This window comes from Sphingomonas gei (genome assembly GCF_004792685.1).
GTDB classification, from domain to species: Bacteria; Pseudomonadota; Alphaproteobacteria; order Sphingomonadales; family Sphingomonadaceae; genus Sphingomonas; species Sphingomonas gei.
This window is the reverse complement of the sequence record NZ_SRXT01000003.1, coordinates 301,055-326,667: the sequence shown is the minus strand read 5'-3', so window position 1 is coordinate 326,667 and position 25,613 is coordinate 301,055. Positions and strand designations below refer to the sequence as shown.

The 25,613-nt window shown below is 65.1% G+C and carries 17 protein-coding genes; 6 read left to right on the top strand and 11 right to left on the bottom strand.

Annotation, left to right across the window (positions count from 1 at the left end; translation table 11 throughout):
• Positions 1-51 precede the first annotated feature (51 nt).
• Together E5A73_RS08530 and E5A73_RS08525 are read right to left on the bottom strand one after the other, a co-directional pair.
• Entirely contained in the window at positions 52-1,554 is a 1,503-nt protein-coding gene (locus E5A73_RS08530) for a tryptophan halogenase family protein (RefSeq protein ID WP_135963395.1), read from the bottom strand.
• Positions 1,551-3,056 (bottom strand): tryptophan halogenase family protein, encoded by a 1,506-nt coding sequence (locus tag E5A73_RS08525; protein ID WP_206366428.1) that lies wholly within the window; start codon positions 3,054-3,056, stop codon positions 1,551-1,553. The genes E5A73_RS08530 and E5A73_RS08525 overlap by 4 nt, the downstream gene beginning before the upstream one ends.
• A gap of 266 nt (positions 3,057-3,322) precedes the next feature.
• Between E5A73_RS08525 and E5A73_RS08520 the strand changes: the two genes are divergently transcribed.
• On the top strand, positions 3,323-6,691 hold the full coding sequence (locus E5A73_RS08520) for a TonB-dependent receptor (RefSeq protein WP_135963394.1): 3,369 nt from the start codon (positions 3,323-3,325) through the stop codon (positions 6,689-6,691).
• A 298-nt stretch (positions 6,692-6,989) separates the two neighbouring features.
• Here the strand turns inward: E5A73_RS08520 and E5A73_RS08515 are convergent, their stop codons facing one another.
• Both E5A73_RS08515 and E5A73_RS08510 read right to left on the bottom strand, forming a co-directional pair.
• The gene (locus tag E5A73_RS08515; RefSeq protein WP_420822565.1) at positions 6,990-7,244 is read right to left on the bottom strand and encodes a DUF6894 family protein; all 255 of its coding nucleotides are present in this window, start codon (positions 7,242-7,244) and stop codon (positions 6,990-6,992) included.
• A 199-nt stretch (positions 7,245-7,443) separates the two neighbouring features.
• Positions 7,444-9,567: an alpha-glucuronidase family glycosyl hydrolase gene (locus E5A73_RS08510; protein ID WP_135963392.1), complete on the bottom strand. Its 2,124-nt coding sequence runs from the start codon at positions 9,565-9,567 to the stop codon at positions 7,444-7,446.
• A gap of 110 nt (positions 9,568-9,677) precedes the next feature.
• On the opposite strand from E5A73_RS08510, the gene E5A73_RS08505 reads away from it, so the two are divergent.
• The 4 genes from E5A73_RS08505 (at position 9,678) to E5A73_RS08490 (ending at position 13,421) form a co-directional block, all read left to right on the top strand.
• Positions 9,678-10,814 carry an endo-1,4-beta-xylanase gene (locus E5A73_RS08505; protein WP_135963391.1) on the top strand — a complete coding sequence of 379 codons (1,137 nt, stop codon included), beginning with the start codon at positions 9,678-9,680 and terminating at the stop codon, positions 10,812-10,814.
• Between the two features lie 167 nt (positions 10,815-10,981).
• Positions 10,982-11,335, top strand: a complete 354-nt coding sequence (locus tag E5A73_RS08500; RefSeq protein ID WP_135963390.1) for a hypothetical protein — start codon at positions 10,982-10,984, stop codon at positions 11,333-11,335.
• Between the two features lie 131 nt (positions 11,336-11,466).
• Positions 11,467-12,474 carry a P-loop nucleotide/nucleoside kinase family protein gene (locus tag E5A73_RS08495; protein ID WP_135963389.1) on the top strand — a complete coding sequence of 336 codons (1,008 nt, stop codon included), beginning with the start codon at positions 11,467-11,469 and terminating at the stop codon, positions 12,472-12,474.
• Positions 12,474-13,421: a 1-phosphofructokinase family hexose kinase gene (locus E5A73_RS08490; protein WP_135963388.1), complete on the top strand. Its 948-nt coding sequence runs from the start codon at positions 12,474-12,476 to the stop codon at positions 13,419-13,421. The genes E5A73_RS08495 and E5A73_RS08490 overlap by 1 nt, the downstream gene beginning before the upstream one ends.
• Here the strand turns inward: E5A73_RS08490 and E5A73_RS08485 are convergent.
• Positions 13,376-13,690 carry an ArsR/SmtB family transcription factor gene (locus tag E5A73_RS08485; protein WP_240700092.1) on the bottom strand — a complete coding sequence of 105 codons (315 nt, stop codon included), beginning with the start codon at positions 13,688-13,690 and terminating at the stop codon, positions 13,376-13,378. The genes E5A73_RS08490 and E5A73_RS08485 overlap by 46 nt on opposite strands.
• Before the next feature lie 176 nt (positions 13,691-13,866).
• Here E5A73_RS08485 and E5A73_RS08480 point away from each other — a divergent pair, with 176 nt between their 5' ends.
• On the top strand, positions 13,867-14,457 hold the full coding sequence (locus tag E5A73_RS08480) for an alpha-ketoglutarate-dependent dioxygenase AlkB (RefSeq protein ID WP_135963386.1): 591 nt from the start codon (positions 13,867-13,869) through the stop codon (positions 14,455-14,457).
• Here E5A73_RS08480 and E5A73_RS08475 read toward each other — a convergent pair.
• From E5A73_RS08475 to E5A73_RS08450, 6 genes are all read right to left on the bottom strand, one after another.
• On the bottom strand, positions 14,441-15,652 hold the full coding sequence (locus E5A73_RS08475; RefSeq protein ID WP_135963385.1) for an MFS transporter: 1,212 nt from the start codon (positions 15,650-15,652) through the stop codon (positions 14,441-14,443). The two genes, E5A73_RS08480 and E5A73_RS08475, sit on opposite strands and share 17 nt — an antisense overlap.
• Before the next feature lie 34 nt (positions 15,653-15,686).
• Positions 15,687-16,736 carry a LacI family DNA-binding transcriptional regulator gene (locus E5A73_RS08470; RefSeq protein WP_135963384.1) on the bottom strand — a complete coding sequence of 350 codons (1,050 nt, stop codon included), beginning with the start codon at positions 16,734-16,736 and terminating at the stop codon, positions 15,687-15,689.
• Positions 16,736-18,268 carry a tryptophan halogenase family protein gene (locus tag E5A73_RS08465; RefSeq protein WP_135963383.1) on the bottom strand — a complete coding sequence of 511 codons (1,533 nt, stop codon included), beginning with the start codon at positions 18,266-18,268 and terminating at the stop codon, positions 16,736-16,738. Before E5A73_RS08465 ends, E5A73_RS08470 begins: the two co-directional genes overlap by 1 nt.
• The gene (locus E5A73_RS08460; RefSeq protein ID WP_135963382.1) at positions 18,265-19,800 is read right to left on the bottom strand and encodes a tryptophan halogenase family protein; all 1,536 of its coding nucleotides are present in this window, start codon (positions 19,798-19,800) and stop codon (positions 18,265-18,267) included. The genes E5A73_RS08465 and E5A73_RS08460 overlap by 4 nt, the downstream gene beginning before the upstream one ends.
• Positions 19,801-19,911: 111 nt before the next feature.
• On the bottom strand, positions 19,912-23,040 hold the full coding sequence (locus E5A73_RS08455; RefSeq protein WP_135963381.1) for a TonB-dependent receptor: 3,129 nt from the start codon (positions 23,038-23,040) through the stop codon (positions 19,912-19,914).
• Positions 23,041-23,103: 63 nt separating this feature from the next.
• Complete coding sequence (locus E5A73_RS08450; protein ID WP_135963380.1) at positions 23,104-25,329, bottom strand: beta-glucosidase; 2,226 nt, start codon at positions 25,327-25,329, stop codon at positions 23,104-23,106.
• Positions 25,330-25,613 lie beyond the last annotated feature (284 nt).

Sequence of the window (25,613 nt, the reverse complement as noted above, 5' to 3'; positions counted from 1 at the left end):
CAGTTCGTGGCTCTGGGTCCCGGCTTTCGCCGGGATGACGATGGAAAAGGCTCATGCCGCACAATTCTCCTGAATGAAATCGCGGTGCTTCGGCATGTAGTCGGCCGAATTGCCCACCGCCTCGCGGATATGCGCCAGCCGCGCGCGGGTCTCGTCGAGGCGCATCACTTCCGCCACCGGATCGAAGCCCTGCGGCCGCAGCAATTGCCCGTGCATCACCGCGAACCAGCTGGTGTCGTTGAACAATTCCTCATTCTCGCGAAACGCCCGGCCGTGGCTGCGGAACACCCGCATCTTCTCCGCCAGCCGCTCGGGGATCGCCATGGTCCGGCACCGCTCCCAGAATGGCGAATCGTCGCGCTCGGTCGCGTGGTAATGGAGGATGATGAAGTCGCGTATCTCCTCGTAATCGGTCGCCATGATGCGGTTGTAGCGATCCACGTCGGCCTGGTTGAACCGCTTGTCGGGGAACATCGTCAGGAAGCGCGACAGCCCGCTCTGGATCAGCCAGATCGCAGTCGACTCCAGCGGCTCGATGAACCCGCCCGCCAGCCCCAAGGCCACGCAATTCTTGACCCAGAACTTGTTGCGATGCCCGGTGCGGAACGGCACCGTGCGCGGCTCGGCCAGCGGCTTGCCGTCCAGATTGGCGAGCAGGATCGAAGTCGCCTCGTCGTCGCTCATATAGTCCGAACAGAAGACATGCCCGTTGCCGGTGCGATGCTGCAGCGGAATCCGCCACTGCCACCCGGCCGTATGCGCGGTCGAACGGGTATACGGCGTCCATTCCTCGACGCTCTCGCACGGCACTGCGATCGCGCGGTCGCACGGCAGCCAGTGCGACCAGTCGGTGAACCCCGCCTTCAGCGCCTGCTCGATGATCAGCCCGCGAAACCCCGAGCAGTCGACGAACAGATCGCCTTCGACGTGGCTGCCGTCCTCCAGCACCACCGACTGGACGAACCCGTCCTCGCCGCGCAGCTTGACGTCGACGATCCTGCCCTCGCGCCGCACCACCCCGCGCTCCTCGGCATAGCCGCGCAGGAACCGCGCATAGAGCCCGGCATCGAAGTGAAAGGCATAGGCGATGTCGGACAGCGGCGATCGCCCGGCATCGATCGGCCGCATGAACTTGTTGCCCCGCGCCGCCATCGCCTGGAGCGACCATAAGTCGACATCCGGCGCCTCGCCCATCTGGTGCAGCCGCAGGAAATAAGCGTGGAACGACACCCCCTGCATGTCGACGCCGTATTTGCCGAACGGGTGGAAATAGGTGTGCCCCCGCCGCCCCCAATCGACGAACTGGATGCCCAGCTTGAAGCTGCCCTTGGTCGCCCGGAGGAAGTCGTTCTCGTCCACGCCGAGCATCCGGTTGAACGTCGCCATTTGCGGGATCGTCGCCTCGCCCACCCCGACGATGCCGATCGCGTCGGATTCGATCAGCGTGATGCTCGCATATTCGGGCCCGAGGATCCGGGCGAGCGTGGCGGCGCTCATCCACCCCGCGGTGCCGCCGCCGACGATGACGATGTTGCGGATACGCTGGTCGGTCATGCAAACCCCCGGGCAGCGCAATGCCGCGCCAGATAGGCCGCATGGTCGGGCATCGCATCGGCGGCGCGGCGGAAGGTCGAGCGGATTCGATCCAGCATCGCGGCGAGCTGGTCGGGATTCAAGGCATCGGCGAGCGGATCCCAGCCCTGCGGCGCGATCCCCTGCCCCAGCATCACGGCGATCCAGCTCGTCTCGGCGAACAATTCGTCTTCGAGCCGGAAGATGCGCCCGCGATTGCGGAACAGGTCGATCCGCCGCTTCAGGCTCTCCGGCACGTCCATTTCGCGCGCCTGCCGCCACAAGGGCTCGTCGCGTCCGTTCGCCTTGTAATGCAGGATCACGAAATCGCGCACCTGCGCATATTGCGCCGCAGTGAAGTCGTTATAGCTATCGCGCTCGGCATCGCCCCAGCCGCTGTCGGGAAACAGCCCGAGCAGCCGCGAAATCCCCGACTGGATCAAATGGATGCTGGTCGATTCGAGCGGCTCGAGGAACCCGCTCGACAGCCCGATCGCGACGCAATTGCGGTTCCACGCCAGTTTCCGCCGCCCAGTGGCGAAGCGCAGCGGCCGCGGATCGCCGAGCGGTTCGCCGTCGAGATTGGCGAGCAGGGTCGCCGCCGCCTCGTCGTCCGAGACGTGCGCGCTCGAATAGACATAGCCATTGCCGGTGCGGTGCTGGAGCGGGATCCGCCACTGCCACCCCGCCGGCCGCGCTGTCGCCCGCGTATAGGGCGTCAGCGGCCCCGCATGGACCGTCGGCACCGCCAGCGCCCGGTCGCAGGGCAGCCAGTGGCTCCAATCCTCATAGCCGGTGTGCAGCGCCTCCTCGATCAGCAGCCCGCGAAATCCCGAGCAGTCGACGAACAGTTCGCCCTGGATCCGGCTGCCGTCCTCGAGCGTCACTGCATCGATGAATCCGTCCTCGCCGCGCAGCGCGACCTGCATGACCTTGCCTTCGCGCCGCACCACGCCGCGCGCCTCGGCATAGCGGCGCAGATAGCGCGCATAGAGCGATGCGTCGAAATGATAGGCCTGGACGAGCTGCGACAAGGGCGAAGTCTGCTCGGTTGCCGGCGCCGCGTAGCGATTGCGCCCCGCCGCCACCGCACACATGCTGTATTGGTCGATCGGCCCCGCTCGCCCCGCGGCGCGCAATTTCTGCCAGATCTGGTGGAAGCGGACTCCTTCGACGCTGAAGCCGTACTCGCCGAACGGATGCAGATAGCGATGGCCGGGCTGGTTCCAGTCCAGGAATTCGATCCCGAGCTTCATCGATCCCTGGGTATTCGCGAGGAAGTCGTTCTCGTCGATATCGAGCATCGCGTTGAAGCTGCGGATCGGCGGGATCGTCGCCTCGCCCACCCCGACGATCCCGATCGCATCCGATTCGACCAGAGTCACCGCCACCCCGGCACGCACCATCCGCGCCAGCGCCGCGGCGGTCATCCACCCGGCGGTGCCGCCGCCGACGATGACGATGCTGCGGATCGGCGCGTTCACCGGCGCTGCTTCGGATGAGAGTTCGACACGCGCTGCATTCCTCCCCTTAGCCCGATGTTAGCGCTCCCACATTCTGGGCCGTAAAAGCGCCAGCTGGGAAGTTTCTCGTTGCACCGCAGCAAATTCGTTGCAAAATCAGCACATAAGCGCGCCATTGTCACTATGTGTCTTGATCTCTGCCACGAATTGCCGCTAATCGTGCTCCATAACTACAACAAATAGCGCCACGTAATGATAGCGCTAACATCGGGAGGAGGGGACGCTTGATGCGCAACGACGCAACGCATTCATTTGAGAATTCCACGAAATTGCGGTCTGGATTGCTCCGCGCCGGGGTGTCCGCCGCGGCCTTGTGCCTGTTCGGTGCCGGCTCGGCCTGGGCACAGACCGAGGCGGCCACGCCGCTCGCCACGCAGGACGCGACAGATGCCGGCGCGCAGGACCCGCAGGCTGACGAAGAAGTCGTCGTCCAGGGCTATCGCCAGGCGCTGCAAAGCGCGCAGCAGCTCCGGCGGAATTCCGACGTCATCGTCGATTCGGTCACTGCCGAGGATATTGGCGCGCTCCCCGACCGCTCGGTCACCGAGACGCTGCAGCGCATCCCGGGCGTCTCGATCAATCGCTTCGCCGCAGGCAACGATCCCGACCATTTCTCGGTCGAGGGCTCGGGCGTGGTGGTGCGTGGTCTCACGTATGTCCGCTCGGAATTCAACGGCCGTGACGCGTTCAGCGCCGGCAATGCCGGCGGGTTGAGCTTCCAGGACGTGCCTTCGGAGCTGCTCGGCGGCGTCGACGTGTTCAAATCGCCGTCCGCCGATCGGATCGAAGGCGGCATCGCCGGTGTCGTCAATCTGCGCACGCGTCTGCCGTTCGACCAGAAGGGCCTGATGATCGCCGGCTCGCTCGAGCTCAATTACGGCGAATTCGTCGACAAGAGCGCGCCCGTCGCCGCCATCCTGGCGAGCGACCGCTGGGAGACCGGGATCGGCGAATTCGGCCTGCTCGCCAGCTTCTCCTACTCGCAGCTTTATTCGCGCGCGGACCGGCTGGGCATCTCCAGCTTCCGCGTCCGCCCGATCTATTCGGACGGCACCCGCACCGACACGTTGCCCTTCGGCACCGCGACGCAAACCGGCGAAGGCCTGTTCCCGCGCGGCGCGGTGATGGGCAGCCAGGATTTCAACCGCAAGCGCTACGGCTATTCGGCAGCGGCGCAGTGGCGCAGCAACGATGGCTCGATGGAGGCGACGGCGCAGTTCCTGCGGTCCGACGCGCGCCAGAACTGGCTCGAGAACACGATCGAGATCGCGACCGACAACGTCCAGTCGAACGGCGATTCGCGCGCCCGCGCCGGCACCAGCCTGGATTTCGACGATAGCGGCCTGTTCCAGAGCGGCATCATCACCGGGCCGAGCGGCTGGCGCGACGACCAGAACGGCGCCGACGCCCGCACCCCGGCTTTGGGGCTCCAGTCGAACAACATCCGCCGCGAGCAGGAGGAGAATATCGTCACCTCCGACTATTCGTTCAACTTCAAGTGGGACGTGTCGGACCGGCTGGCGGTGAACCTCGATTATCAGCACATCGTGTCGAGCAGCCGGATCACTGCCAACACGCTGTGGATGTCGACCTATCAGGATGCCGCGATCAAGCTGAACGGCAAGAACGTCCCCGACGTCAGCTTCCTGCCGCCGCAGAATTGCGAATCGGCGAATTTCAACATCGCCACCGGCTCCTGCAACGGCGTGCCCGGCACCGCCGCCTACCCGGCTTATTATACCGGCGCGCATCAGAGCTTCATCGATCCGTTCAACAGCTTCCCGCGCGCCGCGATGGATCATACCGAGGATTCGGACGGCAATTCGGATGCCGCGCGGATCGACCTGGAATATACCTTTCCCGACGGCGGCTTCCTCAAGGCGATCCGCGCGGGCGCCCGCTATGCGGATCGCGATACCACCGCGCGCTTCTCGACCTACAATTGGGGCCGGCTCTCCGAGCAATGGGGCAATGGCGGTCCGGTGTGGCTCGACGATAATGTCGACGGCATTCCCGGCGGCAACGGGGGCGCGCCGCTGGGCAATTACACGCCGGTATTCTTCCACAATTTCCTCGGCGGCCAGGCCAACAACCCGGTCGGCGGCCAGGGGCGGCTGTTCTACGCCGGCCGTCCGGCGACCAATTATGACGCCTATGCCAATTACGCCAATCAGATCATCAACGAATGGGTGCCCAAGATCGCCTGCTCGATCGACGGCCGGTTGATCAACGACGGCTGGAATCGCCTGTCCGAACGGTGCGGCGTGAACTCCGGCACGAACTATCTGCCCGGCGAGATCAATCCGCAGAGCGAGACCAACAAGGCCGCCTATATCATGGCGCGGTTCGATGCGCCGCTCGGCGGGATGCGGATCAACGGCAATGTCGGCGTGCGCTACACCACCACGCGCCGCGAGTCGCAGGGCTTCCAGTCATTCCCCGTGGTCACCACGATCCCGAGCCAGGCGGAATGCAACGACGCGATTGCGGACATTCTCACCAACGGCACGGGCGCGCTCCAGGCCTTCTGCGCGGTTCCGCAGAGCGTGCGGACCAGCGCCACCAATTTCCTCAACGGCGCGCTCATCCCCAACGATGTCGACATCAACTATGATTACTGGCTGCCCAGCCTCAACGTCAGGCTCGAAGCGGGCGGCGGCGTGCAGTTCCGCGCGGCCTATACCAAGGGCGTCTCGCCGCCCTCGCCGGGCCTGGTGCGCAACTATTACGTCGTGTCGCTCGACGCACAGCCCAATACCGACGCCAACGGCCAGGCGCTTCCGATCATCATCAATCCCGATGGCACGGTCCCGCCCAATCAGGCGCGTGTCGAGGGCCAGTTCAACGCCGGCAATCCGTATCTCAAGCCCATCGAGTCCGACAGCTTCGACTTGACCGGCGAATGGTATTTCAGCCGCGTCGGATCGATCACGGCGTCGCTCTTCTACAAGCGCCTCAAGAATGTCCTCACCAACGATATCCAGCGTCAGACCTTCACCAATAACGGTGAAACGTTCGACTCGATCGTGACGACCCCGGTCAATTCGTCCGAGACCGGCAAGATCAAGGGCATCGAGCTCGCCTATCAACAGACCTACGATTTCCTCCCGGGCTTCCTGAAGGGCTTCGGTCTGCAGGCGAACTATACCTATGTCCAAAGCACCGGCGTTCCGCAGGCGATCCTCAATCCCACGGATCCGGCGGTGTCTTCGGGCCAGCAGCCGACGATCACGGGCGCCGATTTCCCGCTCCAGGGGCTCTCGAAGCATCAGTTCAACATCACGCCGTTCCTCGACATCGGCGGACTGTCGCTGCGTGCCACCTATAATTGGCGCTCGGATTATCTGCTGACGCTGCGCGACGTGATCACGCCGTTCGATCCGATCTTCCAGCGCGCTTACGGGCAGCTCGATGCATCGGCATTCCTCAGCGTCACCGACAATTTCAAGATCGGCGTGCAAGGCGTGAACCTGACCAAGTCGAAGACGGTGACCGAGGCCGCGGTCGAGGACCAGAACGGCGACGTGCGCCGCGTGCCGCGCCAATGGTACAGCCCGGACCGGCGCTTCTCGATCATCACCCGCTATACCTTCTGATTTTCCGCTACACCCTGACTGGCGTCGCGAGCTTTGCTCGCGGCGCCATTTTTTAGTCCCCTGTGAAAGCAGGGGCCAGGGCCCAATGCGCACCGCCCGTAACTTGTAACCTGGACCCCTGCTTTCGCAGGGGAGCGAGCCTGGAGACGATTCAGTTGGATTGAACCACCCGAGCCGTTCGCCCTGAGCTTGTCGAAGGGCGATGCCGCCGGCGGTCCGTGCGCGGATAGCCGCCCTTCGACAGGCTCAGGGCGAACGGGAAAAGCACCGATTCCGTCAATATGAAATCGACTCTAGTCTAGCGACCAGCGTGCGCGCCCCCTATCGCGGCCGCTTCCACGCCGATGAACATCAGGCTGAACAACGTCAGTCCGCTCGCGTTCGAAACCGTCATGCCGAAGTCCTTCGTGTCCCAGAAGGTCTTGGAAGATTCGCAGATCAGCGCTGCTGCGGTCCTGACCGCCTCGCATTTCGCGACGGCGATGCTCTCCAATTCGACGCCTTCTTCATCAGCTGTCGAACCGTCGTTCACATTGAAAAAATACCGAGGCATATCGCGACTCCACCGTAGGCGGGAGCGCAATGGTCTCTCAGTCGCCGTAAGCCAGAACAGTGGCGGCGATGCACTGAGGATACACCTCTTGGTAGCGCCGTTGTAAATCTATGTGGGTTTGGGAATTAATTAATCTTATCTTCTCAGTGCCCTGGCAGCGATAACCCGGCGCGTCCATCGCGAAACCATGTCGACCCGATCACTTGCCGTTGCCGGGCGCGTAAGGCGTCTGGATCGCCTTGTACCAGTCGAGCTCGTGCGCGGGCGCGGCGTGCCCCGCCGGCAGCGGCCGCTTCGACACCGACTGGAAATAAGCGATCGAGGCGTCGCGCCACCACCCCGCCTCGTCGCGCTGAATCGCGAGGAAGTCGCGCACCTCGGCCCAGCGCCGCGGGTCGACCTTGCCCTCCAGCGCCTTCCACGACGCCTCCATCCCCGTCACCGCATCGACACCGCGATCGTAGCGGACGATCAGCTCGTCCCACAAAGTCCGCCCCGAACGGGCGCGATACGTCCATGGCAGGTGGTGAAACCACAACAGGAACCGCTCCGGCACGCGCTTGCGGTCGGCAAAGTTCGCTGCGACCTCGGGCGCATATTGCGCGGCGGCGTTGGTCCCCGTCGCGGTGCGGTCGAACCCGATCCCGCCAGCATCCGCCTTGTGATAATAGACCGGGTTCCATTCGGGCCGCGCCAGATCGGATACCCAGGGCCCCGGCCCATAATGATGCCCCGTCGCCATCAGATGCCCGAGCCCGAGGGGAGTCATATAATCGACCACCGCCTCGCGCGACGCCATCATCATCGCGACGATCGGCCCGGTCACCGCGGGATCATTGCCCCAGGTCATCGCCGCCCAGTCCTTCGCGATCGGCTCGGCCTTCGCCTCGGGGTCCCAGGCGAAGCGCCCGAACGCATACCAGTTCGCCTGATCGAATTGCGATCCCGACCAGTTCATGTCGCTGCCGATATTGGCGACTCCCGCCACCCCGCGGATCACCTTGGCCACGGTCATGCCCTTGCGCGGGCGATAGGTGTCGGCCTGCAGCGCCTCCTCCCACATCGGCCCGAGATAGGCGAGGTGAGTCGCGAAACCGAGATATTCCTTGGTGATCTGCACTTCCATCAGCAGCGGCGTCTTCGGCATCGCCCCGAACAACGGATGGAACGGCTCGCGCGGCTGGAAGTCGATCGCGCCGTTCTTGACCTGGACCAGAACATTGTCGCGGAACTTGCCGTCCAGCGGCTGGAACTCGGCATAAGCCTGTTTGTGCCGATCGTCGGGATTCTCCGCGGCATAGACGAACGCCCGCCACATCAGCGTGCCGCCATGCGGCGCCAGCGCGTCGGCGAGCATGTTGGCGCCCTCGGCATGCGTCCGCTTATAGTCCGAAGGCCCCGGCTGCCCCTCCGAATTGGCCTTGACCAGCAACCCGCCGAAATCGGGGATCACCCGGTAGATCTCGTCGACCTTCGCCTTCCACCAATGCGCGACCTGCGGGTCGAGCGGGTCGGCGGTCTTGAGCCCGCTTAGTTCGATCGGCGCCGAGAACCGCGCCGTCAGATAGACCTTGATCCCGTACGGCCGGAACACTTCCGCCAGCGCCTTTACCTTCGCCAGCCACTCTGGCCGCAGCACGTCGGCATTGGCGTTGACGTTGGTCAGCACCGTGCCGTTGATCCCGATCGAGGCGTTGGCCCGCGCATAGTCGGTGTAGCGCGGGTCCTTGTGCCCCGGCAATTTCTGCCAGTCCCAGATCGATTGCCCGGCATAGCCGCGCTCGACGTACCGATCGAGATTGTCCCAGTGATTGAGCACCCGAACCCGCAGCTTGGGCGCATCGGAAATGTCGAGACCGTCGAGCGGCTGGCGCGTCTGGATCAGCTTGAGGAAGCGGAACACCCCGTAGAGCACGCCCACCTCTTCGTTCCCCGCGATCACCGTCACGCGCTTGCCCTGGATCACGGCGCTGCGGATCAGATAGCCCTCGGCCCCCAGCCGGGTGAGCGGCAGCCCCAGCGGCGCGATCAGCGGCGATGTCGCCGTCCCGAGCACCACTGCGCCGTCCCCCGTCACTGCCTCGCGCCGCGCCGGATCGTAACCGAGCATCCCCGCGACACCGCGCCGCAATTCGCCGGCCGCGGCCAGCATCGTCGGCCCGTCCGCCGCAGTGAAGTGCGTCACCCGCGCGGCATAGCGCTCCCGCCACTGGGCTTCGACCGGCTGATAGCGCAACCACAGGTCGTAGCCGGTCTCGGCACGCGCGCCTCCGGCCAGCGCCGCCCCCAGCAGAAACAGAATAAAAGCAAGAACCTGCCGCATTTTCATCCTCTCATCCCCGGTCTGCCGCCGCGCATTGACTTGTTCCTAGCAGCCCGCACATGGTAGCGCTACCAGCAGGCGCACTGCGAAGGCGCGCGAGGAGAGAAATGATGACGCGATTGACCCGCCGCGAAATGCTGGCAGCCACGGCGGCCTGCGCGGTGGCGAGCCCCGCTTTCTCCGCGGCCCCCCCCTCGCTGAACGCACTCGCCAAAGCCAAGGGCATGCGCTTCGGCTCCTGCGTGGCTTGGAGCAAGCCCGGCGCCGATGCCGGTTCGTTCGCCAACCCCAACTACGCCGCCTTGATCGAGCGCGAATGCGGCATCCTCGTCCCGGAAAACGAATTCAAATGGCAGCGGCTCCGCCCCGATCCGGTCAAGTTCGACGTCACCCGCTTCGCCGCGATGCTCGATTATGCCGAGGCGAATCGCATGGCCATGCGCGGTCACACCCTTCTTTGGCACAAGACGCAATATTTGCCCAAATGGCTCACCGACTATGATTTCGGCCCGAGCCCCCGCGCCAGCGCCGAAGCGCTGCTCAGCACCCACATCCGCACCCTGTGCCGGCTCTATGGCGACCGGATCGCCAGCTTCGACGTGGTCAACGAGACGATCGACGAGAAGACCGGCCTCCAGCGCGAAACCGCGCTGTCCAGAGCGTTCGGCGATGCCGACGCGATGGTCGACCTCGCCTTCCACACCGCGCGCCAGCACGCCCCCCGGGCCGAACTGGTCTACAACGACTATATGAGCTGGGAGCCCGGCAACGAGACTCACCGCGCCGGCGTGCTCCGCCTGCTCGAAGGTTTCCGCAAGCGGAACGTGCCGGTCGACGCGCTCGGCGTGCAATCGCATATCGGCGTCTATGGCGATCCGGGCCGGACCGCGGCGCGGCAGGAGACCGAGTGGCGCCGCTTCCTCGATCAGGTTGTCGGAATGGGCTACAGGCTGGTGATCACCGAATTCGACGTCAACGATCGCGACCTGCCGCGCGACCCGAGGCTCCGCGACGCCGGCGTCGCCGCCTATGCCGATGCCTATCTGGAGATCATGTTCGCCTATCCGCAGCTCAAGGACGTGCTGGTCTGGGGAATGTGCGACAAATATGGCTGGCTCAACGGCTTCAGCCCGCGCGCCGACGGCACGGTCAAACGCGCAACACCCCATGACGCGCAGTTCCGCCCCAAGCCGCTCCGCGACGTCTTCGCCCGCCGCTTCGCCGCGGCGGCGGCGCGGCCGGGGTGATCTTCTTTCTCTCCCAGGGGGAGTGGGAGAATGAACGACCGCTAACCACTTTTCGGCCGGTGGCGATGGTCCGCTACCATCCAGATGTGCTCAACCTGCGTGCGACCAAGCGAAAGCGGACGCCCTAGCTGGTTGCCTTCCGATATTCAGCGCGGCATCCTTTAGGGATGCTGCATTTCGGCTTCACGACGACGATCGACCTTTTGAGTTGGATCGTGGCGCTCGCTCTCGGCTCCAAGGTCGTGGCGACCCTGACCGTTCTGCTTGTAAACAAGGGAGCTCGGGATCTCCCTGGGTGGGGATCGATCCTGTGGTGGGTGACAAAGGTGACGCCGGTCATCGCCGTGCCATGCCTGGTTTGGATTGCCCTATTGGAAAACGACAAGACCTTGATGCGGCTATCCCTGGCGTTGGGATTGTTCGTCGTCATCGCCGCGCCGCTCGCGATACGGAAGCGCCAGAGGCGCATGATCGCGTGCCGGGTCAACCGCCCCGCTTTTCAAAACTTGCCTGTCGCCTAACCACCATCCTCCGGCATCAACACCGCGCCGTGACGCACGACGTCCGATTCCCCGCTTTGTCGGCTTCCGTTCAGAAAAGCGGTGCTAGCCCGGCAAAGCGCCATTAAGGGATGCGCAAGGGAGAGACGGCAATGGCCGCGGTGGCTGCAAAGGGAAATGCTTCGGCTGAGATGCTGCTCGAACAGGGCGGGCTCGATGCATCCCTGCTCCACCGCTTCACCGATGGCATCGCCTCCGGCCATGCATCGGCCCCCTCGGCCGACGGCGCGGCATTCCTCTCCCGGATCGAGCCACTGACCGCTATCGAAACCCAGCGCCGCGAATGGTCCCGCCAGCTTGCGAACCTCGAGCGCAGGAGCCGGGCGCAACGCGTTCGCCGCCTGCCGGACGGCGCGCAGGACACTTTGTTCGATCTCGCGGCGCACCTCACCGGCCTGCTCCGGCGCCGCCTGCCGATCGAAGCCAATATCGTCGCCAATCGCTATGTCGACATCGTGCCGCAAGGCGCGAGTGGCTGGGCGGCACTGCCGCTGTTCCTGTCGCTGCACGCCGCCGAAGCCGGCGATACGGCGCTGGCCGAGGCGGTGCTCGCGCCCTCCCCGCCGCGCCTCGTCGTGATCGGCGGGCTGTCGGGCACCGGCAAGTCGACGCTTGCCCGCTTGGTCGGCGCGCGATTGGGCCGCGGCGCCGGCGCGCGCGTCCTGCGCTCCGACGTGTTCCGCAAGCGCCTCGCCGGGCTCGCGCCCGAGACCCGGCTGCCGCCGGCGCATTATACCCGGCACAGCGACGAGGAGACCTATGAGGCGCTGTTCGAATCGGCCTATGATCATCTCGCCTGCGGAGGGTCGGTGATCCTCGACGGCGTGTTCCTCAGCCGCAGCGAACGCGACGTTGCCGAGGCGCTCGCCTATCGCCTCGACGTGCCGTTCACCGGCATCTGGCTCGAGGCGCCCGAACGCGATCGGATCGCCCGGGTCGCCGCACGCAGCGGCGATGCTTCGGATGCCACGCCCGAAGTGGTGCGCGAGCAATCGCGGCTTTCGATCGGCGAACTTTCCGGCTGGCACCGGATGCGCGTCAACCGCCCGCTCGACGTCATCGTCGCGGCCGCGCGCGCCGTGCTCGAACGGCGGCGCTGATGGCCCGGATCGCCACGCTGACGCTCAATCCCGCGCTCGACCAGTCGACCCGTACCGACAAGGTCCGCCCGACCCACAAGCTGCGCTGCGCCGAGCCGCGCATCGAACCCGGCGGCGGCGGGATCAACGTCGCCCGCGTGATCCACGCGCTCGGTGGCGAAGTGACGGCGGTATTCCCCTGCGGCGGACCGACCGGCACGACCTTCGAGAAACTGCTGCGCGATACCGGGGTGCCGATCGCACCGGTTCCGATTGCCGGCACCACGCGCGCGAGCTTGACCGTCGACGAGAACGAAACCGGCGAACAATATCGCTTCGTGCTTCCCGGCCCCATGCTCGCCGAGGCCGAGCTGGAACAACTGCTGCAGGCCGTAATCGCGGACAGCCCGCGCTACGTCGTCGCCAGCGGCAGCCTGCCGCCCGGCTGCGATCCCGCGATCTTCCACAGATTATGCGGTCTGTCCGGAAAGATCGGCGCGCGGCTGGTGGTCGACACGTCGGGTCCGGCACTTGCCGCGCTCGAGCGCGGCTGCGCCTGGCTGGTCAAGCCCAGCCTGCGCGAAGTCGAGGAACTTGTCGGTCGCGAACTCGCCGGCGATGCCGAGCAGTTCGCCGCCGCGCGCGAGCTGCGCGGTCGCGGGTTCGCCGACGTGGTCGTGGTGTCGCTGGCGGAGCGCGGCGCGCTGCTCGTCGCCGAAGGGACCGAGCTGCGCCTGCCCGCGATCGAAGTGCCCGCCGGCAGCGCCGTGGGCGCCGGCGACTCGATGGTTGCTGGGCTCACCCTCGCGCTCGCCGCAAACAAGACGCTGGGCGATGCGCTGCTCTACGGCATCGCCGCCGGCGCCGCGGCGCTGCTTACGCCGGGCGCCGAGCTCACCCGGCGCGAAGACGTCGAGCGGCTCTATTCGGCCGCGTTGGCGAGGGGCTCGATGCAGAACAGGTCGTGAAGCGATTCGAGCATGCGCTTCGCTTCGGGGCTCGCCAGCGTATAGAAGATCATCTGGCCGGCGCGGCGGGCAGCGACCATCCCTTCGCGGCGGAGCAGCGCAAGCTGCTGCGAGACGGCAGTGTCGCGCGCGCCGGTGAGCCTTGCGAGCTCGCCGACGGACTTTTCGCCATCCCACAAATGGCACAGCAGCAACAAGCGGCTGCGGCCCGACAATGCTTTCAGGAACAGCGACGCGCGGTCGATTTCGGCAATCATTTGGTCTTTCACGGTCGGCACCGCTATGCCTCAAATGCGTTGGTGGCAACCGCTATCAGACGGAATCTCAACGGATTTTAATTAGAATATCTCATGTTGCAAAAATGTGACCCTGCCCCGCGAGGGTTGGAAAGCCTGCCCGCGCTCACCAGCTTGGCTGTCCTGCTTTGAGGCTGTCCGTGCCGCCTATGCCCGCCGCTTTCGACCTGTTTGGCGCCCCGCCGCTCCCCGGCCTTGCCTATCGCGAGGATCTCGTCACACTCGACGAGGAACGGCAACTGATCGGTGCGATCGATGGCCTGGAACTCAGTCCGTTCCGGTTTCAGGGCTGGCTCGGCAAGCGGCTGACCGCAAGCTTCGGCTGGCGCTACGACTTCGACGATGCCAGCTTCACCCAGGGTGCGCCGCTGCCCGGCTGGCTGCTTCCGCTTCGCGACAAGGCCGCGGCATTTGCCGGTCTCGCACCCCATGCCTTCGAGCACGCGCTGCTGATCCGCTACGATCCCGGCGCCGGTATCGGTTGGCACAAGGATCGCCCGGTGTTCGAGCATGTCGTCGGCATCTCGCTCGGCAATGCCACGACGATGCGATTCCGCAAGCGACGGCCCGGCGGGTTCGATCGCGTCGCGGTGCCGCTCGGGCCCCGCTCGCTCTATCACCTCTCGGGAGAGGCGCGGCACGTCTGGGAACACAGCATCGCGCCGATGGAAGTGCCGCGCTGGTCGATTACCTTCCGCAGTCTGTCGGACAAGGGCCGCGCGCTCAGTCCTGGGTCCTGATCGTCATCGCCGCCGCGCCTCCGGCCAATACGCCCAGCGCGAGGATCAGCAGCCACGCGGCATAGCCGGTTTTGTCGGGGCTGAGCGCCAGCGCGAGCAACGGCGCGACCATCGCTGGCAGCGTGTTGGTGAGGTTGAGGATGCCGAGGTCGCGCCCGCGATGCAGCGGCGAAGGCAGTAATTGCATTGCCAGCGCCGATTGCAGCGCAAGGAACACCGACATCCCCGAAATCGCGGCGCCGAAGCCGAGCGCCGCCACCGCCCAATTTGGTGCCGCGGCCATGATCGCCAGCCCCGCCGCCATCAACAGCGCCGCGCCCGCGAGGAACGGTTTGCGCCGCATCTTCAGGTCCGAGAGCCGCCCCGCCGCGATGGTCAGCGCCAGTGCCACTATCGTCACGGCCGAGAAGATCGTCGCGACCCCTTCGCTCGCCGCCTCGGCTTGGTGCCTGTCGGGGATTTTCTGGCCGAGCACCGCGAGGAAGTAGAACAGCCCGTAGGTCGAGAGCCCGTTGCCGGCGATCTGCACCAGCATGCGCGCAATCCAGATCCGCGCGAAATCGGCGCCACGCCGGATGCGGAGCGCCGGCGGCGGCTCGGGCAGCGGGTCGCCGCGCTCGCGCAGGAACAGCAAGAGCGGTGCCACGAGCAAGGCGATGAGCGCGCACAGCAGGGCATAGCGCACGCCCTGCGTCCCCAGCGCGTGCAGCGTGACGCCGACCGCGACGAGCGAGGAAAACGGATGCGCCGCGCCCATCAGTCCGGCGACCAGTCCCTTTTGCGCGTCGGGCACTTCGTCCGCCATGATCGCTCCGAGCGGCGCGAACATCATGTTGATCGCGATTTGCAGCAAGCCGACCGAGACGAGCATCTGGATCGCGTCCTCGCTCCCGTGGAACAGCGCATACGCCAGGATCAGCAGCGCCAGCCCGGCGAGGATCCACGGCCGGCGCGTGCCGCGGTCGCGATAGGTCCGGTCGCTGAGCGCCCCGAAGACGAGGTTGGCGACGCTTGCCACGGCGGCGCCGCCCAGCGCCGCGGCGCCGAGCAACGCGACACGGTGCTCCGCATCGGCGACTGCGGTGACCTTGAGCGGGAGCAGGACGGAAACGAATGGAATGAAGCTGACGAACAGCCCGGCATACGCAAGCGCGTAGACGACAATGAAGCCGCGACTGCGGAACGGGGAGGTCATGGACGTGCCAACATCGGCGGTTGGATGTTCCGGGTCAACGCGGCGGTGCCGTCGAGTCCCGAACGATGAAATCAAACGGCAGCAAATGCCGACTATTCCCCTCTAAATTATTGATTTTTCCTGCAATAAGTAAATCGGCGGCCTTGGCGGTCATCGCCGCGATCGGCTGCCGGATCGCAGTGAGCGAAGGCACGCTCATGCGGACGGTCGGGGTGTCGTCGAAGCTGACCACGGAGAGGTCTCCCGGCACGGAAAATCCAAGCGGCGCAGCAGCATGCAGCACTCCCAATGCCATCTCGTCGCTGCTCGCCAGCACTGCTGTCGGCGGGACGGGGAGCGCTGCGAGTGCCGCCATCGCGCGCGTCCCGGCTTCATAGGTAAAGTCGCCAGGCTGCAGATATTCGGGGTTAATCTGCAATCCTCGGCTCTCGATCGCGCCGCGGAAGCCGCGCAGGCGATCGCCGCTGATCGCATATTCGGGGTGCCCTTCGACATAGGCGATACGGTTGTGGCCGAGGTCGAGAAGATATTTGACGGCGGCGCGGGCCGCCGCCTCGTCATCCATATAGACTGCGCAGCCGTCCCCCTCGCGGCGCGAACCCAGTCGGGCAAAGGCAAGGCCGTTGCGGTGGAGGAGCTGGGTGATCCGCGCGTCGTCGCTGTGCGGCGGCGTCAGGATCACTCCGTCGGGATGCAGCGCGGACAGCGCCGCCTGGACCTGAGCCTCGAGTTGGTCGGAGTGCGAATCGACCAGCTCGAAGAGCATGCGGTAGCCGTGCTCCGCGCATTTGAGCATGCCGCCATAGAGCATCTGATCGACCCAGTCGTTGCCGCGCCGTGACTCCCAGCCCTCGAGCGTCGGGCGCCGATCGTTGAAAGCTAGAACCAGATAGGAGCGCGAACCACCCAGCCGCCGCGCGGCGAGGCTCGGAACATAGCCCAATTTGTCGACTGCATTCATTACGCGTTCGCGCATGGCAGGCGTAACATTGGGGCCGTCGTTGATCACACGCGACACGGTCTGGAAGGAGACTCCAGCTTCCGCCGCAACGTGCTTGATCGTGATCGCGCTCTTCTTGTGCATCAACGTCCCGGCTGTCCCAAATCGACGGCATCGGCGCGGCAATGCGCATCGATGAACTGCTGGTGGGTGGGAAGCGACGCGACAACTTGGCCGAGCTGCGCGCGGAGCATGTTCATGCCATCGAACAGCTTAGCTTCGTCGATGCGATCGACGAGCGGGTGATAGGTCGGTGGGCGGATCCCCATCCCTTCGAACACCGAATGCCAGCTGACCGCGCGGAACAGCTCGTCCAGCCCCTCGCGCAGCACGCCGTTAGTGCGGAAAAGTGCGATTCGCTCGTGAAGGCTGTCGGGCAACGTCATGTCGCGGCACTTGCGCCAGAACGGCGTGTCGTCTCGCTGGGTGGTGCAATAATGGAGGATGATGAAGTCGCGGATTTCGGTGTAATCCGCGGCCATGCGTCGGTTATATTCGATCGCAAGACGCGGATCGCAGTTCCGGTCGGGCAGATAACGGAAGAAGAAGTCCATCCCGCGATAGATAAGGTGGATCGCAGTCGATTCGAGCGGTTCGATGAAGCCCGATGCGAGCCCGAGCGAGAGCACGTTCCTGTGCCAGATTTTCTGACGCATGCCGGTCTTGAACGGTACCACCATCGGCCCAGCGACGACTTCGCCCTCGACCTGATCGAGCAGGATCCGCGTGGCCTCGTCGTCTGAGAGAAACTCGCTGCAGAAGACATGGCCGTTGCCGGTGCGGTGCTGGAGCGGAATGCGCCAGCGCCATCCCGAGTCTTGCGCCTGTGCCAGCGTATAGGGGCGTGGCGCGCCGACATTCAGCGTCTGCGCGGCGATCGCGCGATCGCAGAAAAGCCACTCGGACCAGTCTTCATAGCCGACCCCAAGCGCCTTCTCGATCAACAGCGCGCGGAAACCCGAACAATCGATGAAGAAGTCGGCGGCGACTTCGCGGCCATCCTTGAGCACCAGAGTATCGACAAATCCGCGATCGTCCAGCCGCACGTCGGAGACGATGCCTTCGCAGCGCTTCACGCCGCGGTCCTCGGCGTGCGCGCGCAGGAACCGGGCGACGCGCTTGGCATCGACATGCAGCGCATAGGCGGCGCCGCCGACCGGGGTCTTGTGTGCCTTGAACGGCAGCATGAAACGTCCGCTCCGCGCCATTGCCGCCGCGGGGGCGAAGTCCATCAGTTCGAAGGGCTGGCCGGCAAGCCTGGCCTTGAGCCAGCATTGGTAGAATTCGCTGAGTTCGACTTGCTGACCGATCGTCCCGAAGGGGTGGAAATAGCGCTCGCCTTTGCGGTGCCAGTCCTCGAATTCGATTCCCAGCTTGAAACTCGCCTGGGTCGCTCGGACGAAGTCCTGCTCGTTTATGTCGAGCTTGGCGATCAGTTCCATGAAGGGCGGGATGGTTGATTCGCCGACACCGATCGTGCCGATATCGTCGCTCTCGACCAGCACGATCTCGAACAATTTGCCCTTGAAGTGGTGTGCCATCACCGCGGCGGCGATCCAGCCCGCGGTGCCGCCGCCGACGATACAGACTTTGCGGAGTGCGTCGGGAGCCCTCACGCCGCCCGCCCCTGTGCGGCGGCGCCGTCCATGATCTCGAGGAATTCCCGATGGCTCGGCGTATCGGCGACCGTCTCCTGCAAGGAGCGCCGCATCCCCTCGAGCGAGCGTCGCAACTGGTCCGCGTCGAGCCCGGCCACGGCGGGATCGATGCGATCGGGCAGGTCTTCGAAGCCGGCATAGATGGCCAGCCAGCTTGCGGGAGAGAACATCTCCCAGCGATAGCGGACAAAGGCGCCGCGTGCGCGCCACAAAGCCAGCTTGCCGTTCAGGCTCTCGGGCACTTCCATCGCGCGGCAGGCCTGCCAGAACGGACCAGGCCGCCCGTTGAGCTTGTAGTGCAGGATCAGGAAGTCGCGGACGCGTTCCATCTCCTCGGCCGATTGCTCGTTATATTCGCCGGTCACGGCAGGATCGAAATCCTTATCCGGGAACAAGGATTTGAGGCGCTCGATCCCGGTTTCGATCAACGCGATACTGGTGGATTCTAGCGGCTCCAGAAAGCCCGAGGCAAGGCCCAACGCGACGCAGTTCTTTTTCCAGGCGACCTGGCGGCGGCCAGGCGTGAAGCGAAGGCGGCGGGGCTCCATCACCGGCTTGCCGGGGACATTCGCCAGCAGTTCGTTCCGTGCGTCATCATCGCTCTGGAAGCGGCTGGAAAAGACGAGGCCGTTGCCCTCGCGCTGGCGCAGCGGGATGCGCCACTGCCAGCCGGCGCTGCGGGCGGTGACGGTGGTGCAGGAGGGAGGATCGCCTGCTCGCTCGCTCTGTACGGCGAAGGCACCGTCGCAGAGCAGCCAATGCGACCAGCTTTCATATGCAACGCCGAGCGCCTCGCCGAGCAGCAGCGCGCGGAAGCCCGAGCAATCCACGAACAGATCGCCCCGTACCCGCACGCCGCTATCCAGCGTCAGCGTGTCGATGAAGCCGTCTTCGCCGCGCAGCCCGACGTCGACGATGCGCGCATCGATACGCGTGACGCCCATCTTCTCGGCGAAACGGCGCATATGCTGTGCGAACAACGCCGCGTCGAAGTGCAGCGCCCAGTCGAAGATGCCGAGCTGCGAGGCCGGATTGGGCGCGGGCAAGGTGGCATGCCCTTCGCTCGCCAGCAGCGCGCCGAGCGAATAGTCGCCAAGCGGCGCGGGATCGCCCGCATCGCGCGCCTTGCGCCAATAATGGTGGAAGTCGATGCCCTTCAGATCCTGCCCGAAGCGACCGAAGGGATGAACGAAATCGTGCCCCGGGCGCAGCCAGTCGACGAAGCGGATACCGAGCTTGGCGGTTGCCTGACACGCCTGCATCACTTCGGCGTCGGACATGCCGAGCGCGGCGTAGAAACGGCGGATGGTGGGGATCGTCGCCTCGCCGACGCCGATCGTGCCGATGTCCGAGCTTTCGACCAGCGTGATCGACACGCCGGTTCCAGCCAGATGCGCCGAAAGCGCAGCGGCTGCCATCCAGCCGGCGGTGCCTCCCCCGACGATGACGACACGCTCGATTGCGTTCGCTGCGCTTCCCCGGTTGCCCATGGTCGTATCTGATCTTCTTGATCGCTGCACCGCAAGCGAAACCATCGCCTGTCGGCCCAGTCAAAAAAATGGGCCGACGGCGCAATGCCGCCGACCCAGGAGGGTTGGCTCTTAGAAGCGAACGCGAACGCCCGCCGAATAACGCGGCTCGAACTCATTCTGCGAGTGGAACTGCTTCGAGTCCTTGTCGAACTGGAAGTAGTATCGCTCGATCTCACCGAAGATATTCGAAGCGTTCGCGTACAAAGCGAAATTATCGTTGATATTGTACGTGATATTCGCGTCGACATACTGTGCCGTGTCCTGGAAGATAGGAATGGCGCCGAATGTCGTGGAAAGCCGCGGCGTACGGTAATTATACGCGACACGGACCTGCAGTGCATCGTCCTGATACCAGCCGACCAGGTTCACCTGGTGTTTGGAATTGTCCGGGAAGGGCAGTTCCTCGCCGTCAAGGCCCTTGTCGGTCTGCTTGCTGTCGGAGAAGGTGTAGTTCGCATCGATGCCGAAGTTGCTCAGCAAGCCGCCCTGGATCAAATCGCTGAACGCGATCTTGGCACCGACCTCGACACCCTGCAGCGACCCGCCCTCGCCCTGTGCCGGCTGCGTGACCGGAACCGTCCGGCGGATCACGCCGTCCTGATCGGGGAAGCGGCCGGTATTGGTGGTGGTGGTGCGGACAAAGCTGTTGATGTCGAGTTTGAACAGGCTGACGTTGAACAGCGTGCCGCGGCCCAGATAATATTCGATCGCGAGATCGTAATTATTCGAGCGCCACGGATTGAGGTATGGGTTGCCGCTCGAATTGGCACCGGTGACCTGGCGCACGCCACAAGGCGCCGCGTCGGCCGGCGGCGGGGGATCGCCCGGCTTGGGGCAGAGCGAGTCCGCCGTCGAGATGGTGAGCCCGCCGCCGTAATTGCCCAGATCGAGCGGGAGCATCGTCTTGGCGAACGACGCGCGCAGACGGAGGTTCTGCGTGATATCGGCACTGAGATTCACCGCCGGCAGGAAATCGACATAGTCGCGGCGGGTAACGGTGTCGCCTTCGTCGGTATTGGTGTCGCCATAGCTGCGCGTCGGACCGGTGATGTTCTGCTTCACGGTCAGCTTGGTATTGATGATCTTGCCGCCGATCGCCGCGCTGAAGATACCGGTCTTGAACGAGGTGTTGAGGTACGCGCTCTCCTCGACCAGATCGACGTCATACGTCCGGCCGGGGATGATGACCTCGTCGGCACCACCGAACACGCGCTCATGGAAAGCCTTGGCATCGTCGAAGTCGCGTGGATCGGCGACCCAGAAACCGGGAATCCCCGAGCTCACCCCACCGAGATTGGTGAGGAAATAGACGTTGTTATACTCGTTGAGCTTGGTCGGCTTGTTGACCGTATAGCCCTGGAACACCGTGGTCGGATTGGTCGCGCTGACCGGTAGCCCGGGGTTGAACGCCGGGTTCGCCACTTGCTCGCCCGCCTGGCAGCCGGCCTGGTTCATCACCACGTCGATTGCCTTCCACTGCGCACCGCAGCCCTCGGCGACGGTGGCGCCGTTGCCGCCGTAGAAGTTCGAGAACAAGTGGAACGCGCGGATCTGGACGCTGCGATCGCTGCGCCGGACCCCGACATCGATCCGCTTGAACGCCCCGAACAGCCCGTCGTCGTCGAACTCGTACGAGCCGTCGGCCCGGAAGACGCCGAGATCGGAATTGTTCTCCTGATTGCCCTCCGACGAGAAGGCACCGACGGCGTAGCTGTCGAGATTCGCCATATATTCGCTCAACGGACGCGTACCGAGGCCGCCACTGATCGGATTCTGGAAACCGCTGAGCACAGGATGATCCCCGCCGATATCCAGATGGATCTGCGGGTTCTGGCCATAGCCGAGCGGGTTAGGATCGATATAGCGCCCGCCGTTCGAGCCCACGACTCCATTGGTATAGCGCGACGCCGGGAACTGCGCGGCGATGTTGGCAGGATAGAACGGCCCGCGCGTGGGATCGTTGGCGTCGCGGAACAGGGTGAAGGTGTTGGTCTGGCGCCAGTTGCTCATATCGCCCTGGACCTGGCCGTTGATGCTGCGGAAATTTGCGTCCGCGCGCATCGCCCGCGCCGAGAACTTGAAGTTGCTCTCGTTGTCGTAGTCGAGCTGCAAATTATAGTTGGTAGCCTTCGACTTGGTCGTTCGGTTTACCGTGAAGCTGTTCAGCCACCAGACGTTGAGGTCATACTCGTCGACGTCGAGCCACGGCTGGCCGTTGCCGGCGACCTGACCCGAATCCGAGGATGCAGTGGGGTTGGTCCAGCCAAGGCCGCTCCAGCGGTTCGAGATGTTGATCCCCGCGGCGCGATTGTGCTCGGTGAACTCGGTGTGAAAGACCTCACCTGAGAGCGTGAAGCCCTCGCCGAACTTTAGCTGGACCGCGCCGTTGATGCCCAGGCGATCCCGCTCGACGACGCGATTGAAGAACTCATAGCCGTGCGGCGAGATCCAGTTGGGCCCCGAGCCGCCCCAGTCGTTGTTGCCGAAGGGCCCGCCGGCAATCCCGGCATAGTTGTTGCCCAGGTTGGAGTTGCTCTTCACCGCGGAGAGCATCGCGCCGAAATTCTCGTTGCGCCACGCGATGAGGCCGCTGACCAGATAGTCGTTTTCCTTGGTATAGTCGCCACGCGAATATTCGGCCTGGCCCGACAGCGTGAGCCCCTTGTCGAGATCGAACGGACGCCGGGTGCGCAGGTCGACGGTGCCCGAAATGCCCGAAAGCGCATTCCTGGTGTCAGTCGATTTGAACACAAGCACCTGATTCATCAGCTGCGCGGGCAAGTCGTTGAGGTTCGGCCGCGCCTCGCCAAGGTTGCCTGGGCTCAGATACTGCTCGCCGTTGAGCAGAGTGATGACCTGCGGCAGGCCGCGGATGTTGACGTTGGTGCCCTCGCCCGCGTTGCGCTGGATCTGGACGCCGGAGATGCGCTGCAGCGCGTCGACGATCGTCACGTCGGGCAGCTTGCCGATGTCCTCCGCCGAGATGGCATCGACGATCGCGACTTCGTTCCGCTTGATGTCCACCGCAGCTTCCTGCGAGGCGCGAATGCCGGTGACGAGGATTTCCTCGCCCTGAGCCTCGCCGCCCTCCGGATTCTGCTGCACCGCGGGCGCGACCGCGTCCTGCGCCCAAGCCGGGCCGACAAGCGCCGTGCTGGTCAGCAACCCGACGATTACCCCTGATAACCCCTTCTTCATTCTCTTCCTCCCGATTTGCCTGGCGGGCGTTTTGTTGCGTCCCGTCGCTCCAGGTTTTCTTTCTCAGGGCGCCAGCTGGCGCTCCTGCAGTTGCGCAATTGCCGTGAGCACCGGCTGTCCGGCATCCCGCGAAATCGACACGCGATAATTCCCGGGCGCGACCCGATAGCCGGGCAGCGCCACGTCATAATCCGCGATCACGCGTGGATCGGCGGTCAGGGTGATGCGGCGCGTCTCCCCTGGCTGAAGCATCACGCGCTCGAAGCCGGCGAGGCGCGGCGCCCGCGATCCATCGCGCGGCGTGACATAGAGCTGGGGCACGTCGGCGCCCGCACGCTTGCCGCGATTGGTGACATCGAAGCTGACCTTGAGGCCGTCGCCGCCTTCGGCGCGCAGCTTCGCATACTCGAAGCGCGTGTAGGAAAGCCCGTGACCGAAGGCGAAGAGCGGCTTCTGGCCCTGCCGGGCATACCAGCGATAGCCGACGTCCGAGCCTTCGCGATACTGGACCTCGAAGGGCTTGAGAGCGCGCGCGTCCTCGCCGTGCTTCGGATCGGCGAGCACCTGCTCCATGCCAGGGACCTGAGGGCGCGGGGCCTGCGACGTGGCGGCGGGGAAGGTGATCGGCAGACGGCCCGAAGGATTGACCTCGCCGAACAGCACGCGCGCGATCGCCTCGCCGCCGCGCTGGCCGGGATACCAGGCGGCGAGCACAGCGGGTACCCGATCGATCCACGGCATCAGCACGGGCCCCGCGGTGGTGAGCACCACGGCGGTCTTCGGATTGGCGGCGGCGACCGCGGCGATCAGCGCGTCCTGATTGCCTTCGAGCGCGATGCCTTCAGGGTCTTCGGCCTCGGTGGTCCATTTGGTGGCGACGACGATCGCCAGATCGGCACCGCGCGCGGCGGCTGCAGCGGCGGCAGGGTCGCTGCCATCGACGAACTGCACCGACGCGCGCGGCGCGAGTGCGCGGATCGCGGCAAGCGGCGACGAGGCGTGCCAGGTGCGGCGCACAAACGAGGCGGCAGCACCGCCAGCGAGCGGAATTTCGACTGGCGCACCGCCGACCGAGCGGACTTGGCTCGAGCCGCCGCCTGAGAGCACGCCGACATCGGCGTGCCCGCCGATCAGCACGATGCGCTCCGCCGTTCTGGCCAGCGGGAGCATGCCGCGCTCGTTCTTCAGCAGCACGATCCCCGCCTCGGCGGCGCGCTGGGCAATATCGGCATTCTTCGCGTAATCGAGCGGCTGCGCCCTTTGGACCACCGGTGCGTCCATCACACCGACCGAGAAAGTGCCGAACAGGATGCGGCGAACCATGTCGTCGAGCCGCGCGGCGGGCAGCTGGCCACTTTCGACCGCCTTGCGCAGATCGGCGCGGAAGAAGGGGTGCGTGTCGAGCTCGCCGCCCGATTGCTGATCGAGCCCGTTGCGTGCGGCGCGGACCGTGGAGTGGACCGCCCCCCAGTCCGACATCACCCAGCCGCGATAGCCCCAGTCGCCCTTCAGCACATGATTGAGCAGCCAGTCATTCTCACAGGCATAGTCGCCGCCGACCCGATTATAAGCGCACATCACCGAGCCGGGCTGACCGCGCTCGATCGCGATGCGAAAGGCGAGAAGGTCGCTCTCGCGGAATGCCGCCTCGTCGATCCGCGCATCCAGGATCATCCGCCCGGTCTCCTGGGCGTTGAGCGCGTAATGCTTGATCGTCGAGACGATATGGTTGGACTGGATGCCGCGGATCGATTCGCCTGCCATGGTGCCGGCGAGCAACGGATCCTCGCCGAGATATTCGAAATTGCGCCCGCCCCATGGATCCCGTGTGAGGTTGACGCCCCCGGCGAGCATCACGTTGAAGCGCTTGGCCCGCGCCTCGCTGCCGATCATCGCGCCGCTGGCGAAAGCGAGCTGCGGATCGAAGCTGGCGGCGAGCGCGAGGCCCGAGGGCAAAGCGGTGGCGACATCGCCCTTGCGCTGCTCGACCTGGTTGGCGACGCCGAGGCTGGCGTCGGTCGCGCGCAGCGCGGGGATGCCAAGCCGCGGGATAGCGGGCTGATGGCCCGCCGACGGGATCAGGTCCGCCGGCGCAGCCGGGTCCTTCGCCATCGGCGGAAACCACGTGTAGACGAGCGCGAGCTTCTCCTCGAGCGTCATCACCGCAAGCAGCATTTCGGCGCGGCCCGCCGGCGAGAGCGTAGCGTCCGACCAGGGACGCGGGACGGCGACCGGGGCGGGTTCTTGAATCTGCGCCGCTGCGGGCACCGCCGCGATCATGGCGATCATCGCCCACGACCGGGCTGCGCTAACCAGACTCGACTGCATTTCGCCCCTCGCTCCTTGCCCCTCGAACGGGCATCATACTGCGGGGGCGGCCCTCGACTGACAACGCTGTCTAGCCGTGGCCGAAGCAACGCACAGACGCCTTTGCGGCGCGCGCGATCACCTTTCCAACACCCCTCTTCCGAGATCTTTCGCCTCGGATGTCGCGGTTAGAGCATAGATTGTGAGCGTTCTCAAGAACGTTCTCACACAAACTTCCGGATCCCTTGGCCCGAACGCTGGTTTTA

What these genes read in the sequence shown, in the direction of transcription:
- E5A73_RS08475 (WP_135963385.1), bottom strand. Translation starts at nt 15,652, where the DNA reads ATGACCTCCCCGTTCCGCAGTCGCGGCTTCATTGTCGTCTACGCGCTT.
- E5A73_RS08515 (WP_420822565.1), bottom strand. Translation starts at nt 7,244, where the DNA reads ATGCCTCGGTATTTTTTCAATGTGAACGACGGTTCGACAGCTGATGAA.
- E5A73_RS08455 (WP_135963381.1), bottom strand. Translation starts at nt 23,040, where the DNA reads ATGAAGAAGGGGTTATCAGGGGTAATCGTCGGGTTGCTGACCAGCACG.
- E5A73_RS08460 (WP_135963382.1), bottom strand. Translation starts at nt 19,800, where the DNA reads ATGGGCAACCGGGGAAGCGCAGCGAACGCAATCGAGCGTGTCGTCATC.
- E5A73_RS08520 (WP_135963394.1), top strand. Translation starts at nt 3,323, where the DNA reads ATGCGCAACGACGCAACGCATTCATTTGAGAATTCCACGAAATTGCGG.
- E5A73_RS08505 (WP_135963391.1), top strand. Translation starts at nt 9,678, where the DNA reads ATGACGCGATTGACCCGCCGCGAAATGCTGGCAGCCACGGCGGCCTGC.
- E5A73_RS08530 (WP_135963395.1), bottom strand. Translation starts at nt 1,554, where the DNA reads ATGACCGACCAGCGTATCCGCAACATCGTCATCGTCGGCGGCGGCACC.
- E5A73_RS08470 (WP_135963384.1), bottom strand. Translation starts at nt 16,736, where the DNA reads ATGCACAAGAAGAGCGCGATCACGATCAAGCACGTTGCGGCGGAAGCT.
- E5A73_RS08500 (WP_135963390.1), top strand. Translation starts at nt 10,982, where the DNA reads ATGCTGCATTTCGGCTTCACGACGACGATCGACCTTTTGAGTTGGATC.
- E5A73_RS08490 (WP_135963388.1), top strand. Translation starts at nt 12,474, where the DNA reads ATGGCCCGGATCGCCACGCTGACGCTCAATCCCGCGCTCGACCAGTCG.
- E5A73_RS08495 (WP_135963389.1), top strand. Translation starts at nt 11,467, where the DNA reads ATGGCCGCGGTGGCTGCAAAGGGAAATGCTTCGGCTGAGATGCTGCTC.
- E5A73_RS08450 (WP_135963380.1), bottom strand. Translation starts at nt 25,329, where the DNA reads ATGATCGCCATGATCGCGGCGGTGCCCGCAGCGGCGCAGATTCAAGAA.
- E5A73_RS08510 (WP_135963392.1), bottom strand. Translation starts at nt 9,567, where the DNA reads ATGCGGCAGGTTCTTGCTTTTATTCTGTTTCTGCTGGGGGCGGCGCTG.
- E5A73_RS08480 (WP_135963386.1), top strand. Translation starts at nt 13,867, where the DNA reads ATGCCCGCCGCTTTCGACCTGTTTGGCGCCCCGCCGCTCCCCGGCCTT.